At 43.3% G+C, this 4,783-nt stretch carries 4 protein-coding genes and 1 pseudogene; 4 read left to right on the top strand and 1 reads right to left on the bottom strand.

Translation table 11 applies throughout. The features are described from left to right. On the top strand, positions 1-981 hold a 981-nt coding region (locus LUQ50_RS11245; RefSeq protein ID WP_300039928.1), incomplete at its 5' end, for a CARDB domain-containing protein. Between the two features lie 106 nt (positions 982-1,087). Continuing rightward, positions 1,088-1,477 (top strand): hypothetical protein, encoded by a 390-nt coding sequence (locus tag LUQ50_RS11240; RefSeq protein ID WP_300039927.1) that lies wholly within the window; start codon positions 1,088-1,090, stop codon positions 1,475-1,477. An 86-nt stretch (positions 1,478-1,563) separates the two neighbouring features. Here LUQ50_RS11240 and LUQ50_RS11235 read toward each other — a convergent pair whose 3' ends face one another. Next, positions 1,564-3,726 (bottom strand): right-handed parallel beta-helix repeat-containing protein, encoded by a 2,163-nt coding sequence (locus LUQ50_RS11235; protein WP_300039926.1) that lies wholly within the window; start codon positions 3,724-3,726, stop codon positions 1,564-1,566. Positions 3,727-3,928: 202 nt separating this feature from the next. On the opposite strand from LUQ50_RS11235, the gene LUQ50_RS11230 reads away from it, so the two are divergent. Beyond that, positions 3,929-4,411, top strand: a complete 483-nt coding sequence (locus tag LUQ50_RS11230) for a bacteriohemerythrin (protein WP_300039925.1) — start codon at positions 3,929-3,931, stop codon at positions 4,409-4,411. Between the two features lie 117 nt (positions 4,412-4,528). After that, positions 4,529-4,783 (top strand): annotated as a pseudogene (locus tag LUQ50_RS11225) (ATP-dependent DNA helicase); the annotation flags it as partial.

Below are 4,783 nucleotides of genomic sequence, written 5' to 3'. Positions count from 1 at the left end.
GCAGCACCAGGTGAAAAGATCCCGATTACGACAACCGTTCGCAATGCAGGTGATGCAGATGCAGGAAAGTTCCGGTTATCTGTTTACCTCTCTCATGATGGATCGGTATCTGCTGATGATCTGGAACTTGGGTATGGAGATATACCGGATCTCGTTGCTGGAAAATCCCGTCAGGGGACTGCTGTAGCATTAATTCCATTAAATGTCACTCCCGGTTCATATTCTCTGATTGCAATGGCAGATAGTCAGTCTGCGATTCTAGAGCATGATAAGCAGAACAACTCACGGTCAATGGATACTCCGATTGTTATCTCCGGTCCTTTATCTTCTGCAGTAACTTCAACTCCGGTTCCTGCAACCCCTGAAGTAACTCCGACCCCTGAGATAGTGGTAGAGGCAACGGTGACTTCAACTCCGGTTCCTGTAACCCCTGAAGTAACTCCGACCCCTGAGATAGTGGTAGAAGCAACGGTGACTTCAACTCCGGTTCCTGTAACCCCTGAAGTAACTCCGACTCCCAAGATTACCATTGAGATGACTGCCACTCCGACGGTTACGGCAACTCCCGGTGCTGAAACAATAACAACATCAACCGACTCTGCTGGTTCTGGAAAGTTGCTTCCGGATCTCGTAGTTAGGATCCGGTCGTCTGGTACATCCGGAACTCCTGGAGGAAGTTTCAACGTAACTTCAACGATCAAAAATAATGGCAGGGTTAGTGCAGGAGCATTTGATATCTCCATGTATCTTTCAACTGATCAGCAGATCAATCCTGATACCAGCATCCTTGTAGTAAAGACCAGGATAGATGGGTTACAGCCAGGAAAGCAACGGGTGGCCGATGCCGTAATTCCAATTCCCAAAACCATCAACCTAGGGAGTTATTACTTTAGCATCGTTGCAGATTCATCAAATGAGATCACAGAAAGTACCCGGGATAATAATATTGCATTTAGTAAAAGTCCGGTTGTTATCAGATAGGCCGGACCCAATCTTTCTCTCAGATCAAATCACTGAAAAATTTCTGGGATAATGCATCCATAGAATAATACTGAATCCGAGTAATACAACATCCAAACTGATCTCTATGACTTCTGAAGAGGAATCGTGGTTCCGTGAAGGAAAGAAGGCATTTCTTGCTGGTGATCTTCAGCGGGCAGTTGAACGGTTTCAGGCAGTCGTTGAAACAGATGAAGAGCATCATCTGGCGTGGAATGCGATGGGTGTCGTATATTCAAAGGCCGGTCAGGTTGAAACTGCAGATATCTGTTTTCGAAATGCTCTCATCTTATCACCAGATAATCCGGTATACCTGCAAAATCTCGGGCGGAACAACCGCAGGATCAAATTACAGTGGGAGAAGACACAAGCCCTGCGAAAGCCTGAACGATTCACCCGCCTTCAGGTCATCATGATAGGTCTCGTGCTCATCGTTGCGGGAATTATTTTCATGGTATTGTATTTACTGTTCAGGTAATTTGCTCATTTGTTCCGAATATATCAACCCAGGCAGGTTCTATCCGTTAATCGTATTCACAAGAAGATGGATTGCGGTTTTTTCTATCAGGATATCTGATGGAAGAATACTATCACATCTTCCAGATTAACCCTGCTATCATGATTGAAATCATACGATGAAATGTTAGTATTTCCGGAGCCAATCAGATTCATCAAAATAATCACATCCTGCAGATTGACCCTGCCATTCTGATCGAGATCATTATTACTCATATGACTGCTTGTCTGACTCATGGAAGAAGAGTTGTTTACAATCAGAATCCGTGAAATCGGGTAAAAATCAGTTCCATTGCTTTCTGGCTGGTATGGTGAGTTGCAAAAACCCTTGGTATCAGGATTACAGGTATCTGAATATCCTGATTTATTGGGGGCACCCCAATAGTTTCCTCCTACCCATACCCTATTGGTAATTCCGGTGCCTGATTGCAAGGTGATATTCCATTGTGTCATCTGATTATCACCTGAAGTTTCAACATTTCGTGAGTTATTAAAGATATTATTCCAGATCCTGCTTGCGATAACCGAGTCTATAAGCAAACCCCGCCCATTATTTTTTATGATCTGGTTTCCCTGAAGGATGGAACTGTTTCCATAGATCAATATCCCGCCTACTCCATTGGATGATACCGTGGAGTTAACCATAGTGAATCTTTCAGATAAGACGGCAACTCCTGCAATATCATTTGCTGATACGATAGAATTGATGATTCTGGTATCTGGAGAATTCTTCAGATATATTCCGTCAAACTGGTTCTCTCTCGCTGAACTGTTTATGATAGAAACATTTGTACAGTCTGATATCAGAAATCCTGAAGGTCCCCGACGACGCAGTCCCTGTTGTTTATACGCATTACATGACTCCACAAGCACAGTACTGGTCGAAGTCAGGAAATAACCGATCAGGTTGTTCTGTGCTGCACAGGATTTGAAGGTGATATTGTCACTGCCTGATACTGTATATCCCGCAATCAGATTCGTTTCTGTGCTACTGTTGATGATACTTATATTCCTGGATCCATATCCGATTCTGATGCCAAATGTGTTATCCAGCGATGAAACCCGTTGAATAGTGGCTGAGTCAGTATCGATCAGAAAAATTCCTGCACCATTGTTAGTAACGATCTGGTCAGTGATTGAAAGACCAGTACAGTGTACCGCATAAATGCATGAGGGATTTTCATGAGATCCGATCTGCACTCCACTGGAATTGGTGAGATACCATATTGGCCGGTTATCAGCGAGATTTGAGGTATCAATCTGGTGTTGATACTGGTCAGGAGAACTGCCGGTAACATCCAGATTAATTTTATTATTTCGCAAATGGTTCTTTTTCAACTGGAAATGTTCAGATTCACTCAGACTCAGCCCGACCTGATTGTTATCAATGACATTTGCATAGATCAGTCCCCTGGTACCGGAAATTACCTCAATGCCAGTCAGTGTGTTTTTACTTATCCTGGATTCTGATATCTCCAGGCCTGAACAACCGGCACCGATGGCTATTCCGTTTTCTCCATTTGCTGATATATTAGCATTACTGATTACTAATTCTGAATTGTTTCCATCAATGGAGATACCTGATCCTGCATTTATCACACTGGCACTCTCATTAATCCGTATTCCTGATGAGTGCGAAATTTGGATGCCGGATCCGGCTCCGCCTGTTCCGGTTCCGATTACCTGAACAGAATGGATGGTGATATTATCTGAATTAGAAATGATGAGGCCGTTACCTCCGGTTCCCCCGGCTACGGGATGGGTGGAGGATATCACCGAACTGGTGAGGTTTAGATCGGTTCCATTAGTTACTGATATCCCGGCATGGCGGTTATTATGTACTGAGCAATCCTGAATCTGTGCATCTTTTATATCCTCCATCAGAACTCCTGAATTAAATCCGGAAATTTCAACCGAGGAGATCGTGATATTTTTATGAGACGTGCCCCCACCTGATATTCTAATGCCTGCATTCTGATAAGAACCTGATGTATTCCCTTGCAGGAGATGGTCTCTTCCTAAAAGGAGGACATCATCTGACTGAATAGTGATTGCATCTGATCCTCCTATTCCAGTGTAGTCAGTGGTAAGAATGTATACTCCAGGCGCTGTTATCACTGAAGGTATTGAAAGGGTCGTTCCGCTCTGGTTTGACTCAGTTTTTACTACTGTGTTAACCTGATTCCCTGATACCTCTCCGTGGGTTATCATCGAAATACCAGATATTATCAGAATGAATATGACTACTTTGAAAAATTGTGGATACGGATGTGAGGGCATATGTTGATCAGGCAATAATTAACATAGGTTGCAGGCAGTCTTGAATCTGATGTTGGATGTTGATGATAATACTTCACCCCCTGCCTGAATGATGACGGGTACTATCTACCATAGTAAGCTTCCCTTGACTTGTGTGAATCTTGATCCTGCTGATAATATCCTGTCTCTGAACCGGTGTTCTTATCTGGAAGAACGTTCCATCCTCCTGATTATGTCTATTATGAAATGGTCGGAAGATTTGAGTGTGCAGGTCAAAGAAATTGACCAACAACATCAGCGTCTCATCGATCTGATCAATAAACTTCATGAGGCGATGCTTGCCAAACAGGGAAAGCAGGTTGTATCACAGATCATCGATGAACTTGCTGCCTATACTGTGTATCATTTTCAAGCTGAAGAGAAATATATGCAACAGTTTAAATATATCGGGTATCTGACACACAAGAAAGAGCATGAAGGATTTGTACAGGAAGTTGAAAAATTTCAGACTGATTTTAATGCTGGAAAATTAGGTCTTTCCATCGAGATCATGAATTTTTTACGTGACTGGGTAACCCGGCATATCAAGGGAACAGATAAGCAATACTCCTCTGTATTTAAAGAAAACGGTTTATAATTAACTACTTTTTTTGGTATCATCATCTTACACGGCATAATATATTCAGATCAGATATCTTAAACGCTCAATTTTGTTCTGACAGAGATAAGAGGAAGAAACACTAACAGGTATGGCATGACCCAGCTTGACCGGTGGTTTCCGTATACTGCGTACCGGCCCGGACAAGAGGCTATGCTCGAAGTTGCAGCCGCTAGTGCCCGCGAAGGGGGAGTGCTCCTGATTGATGCACCAACCGGATCAGGCAAATCCAGTGTGGTTTCTGCTCTTCTTGCAGAACGGGGAGACCGGTTGATCATCGTCGCGGTCAGAACTATCTCCCAGTTGGCCACATACATCAGAGAACTCGACCTGATTCGCAGAAAACAGTCT

Origin of the sequence: Methanospirillum sp. (genome assembly GCF_028679455.1) — an archaeon.
GTDB lineage: Archaea > Halobacteriota > Methanomicrobia > Methanomicrobiales > Methanospirillaceae > Methanospirillum.
This window is presented reverse-complemented; position numbering and strand designations above follow the sequence as displayed.

Coding starts and splice junctions, on each gene's coding strand:
- LUQ50_RS11240 (WP_300039927.1), top strand. CDS start 1,088: ATGACTTCTGAAGAGGAATCGTGGTTCCGTGAAGGAAAGAAGGCATTT.
- LUQ50_RS11235 (WP_300039926.1), bottom strand. CDS start 3,726: ATGATAACCCACGGAGAGGTATCAGGGAATCAGGTTAACACAGTAGTA.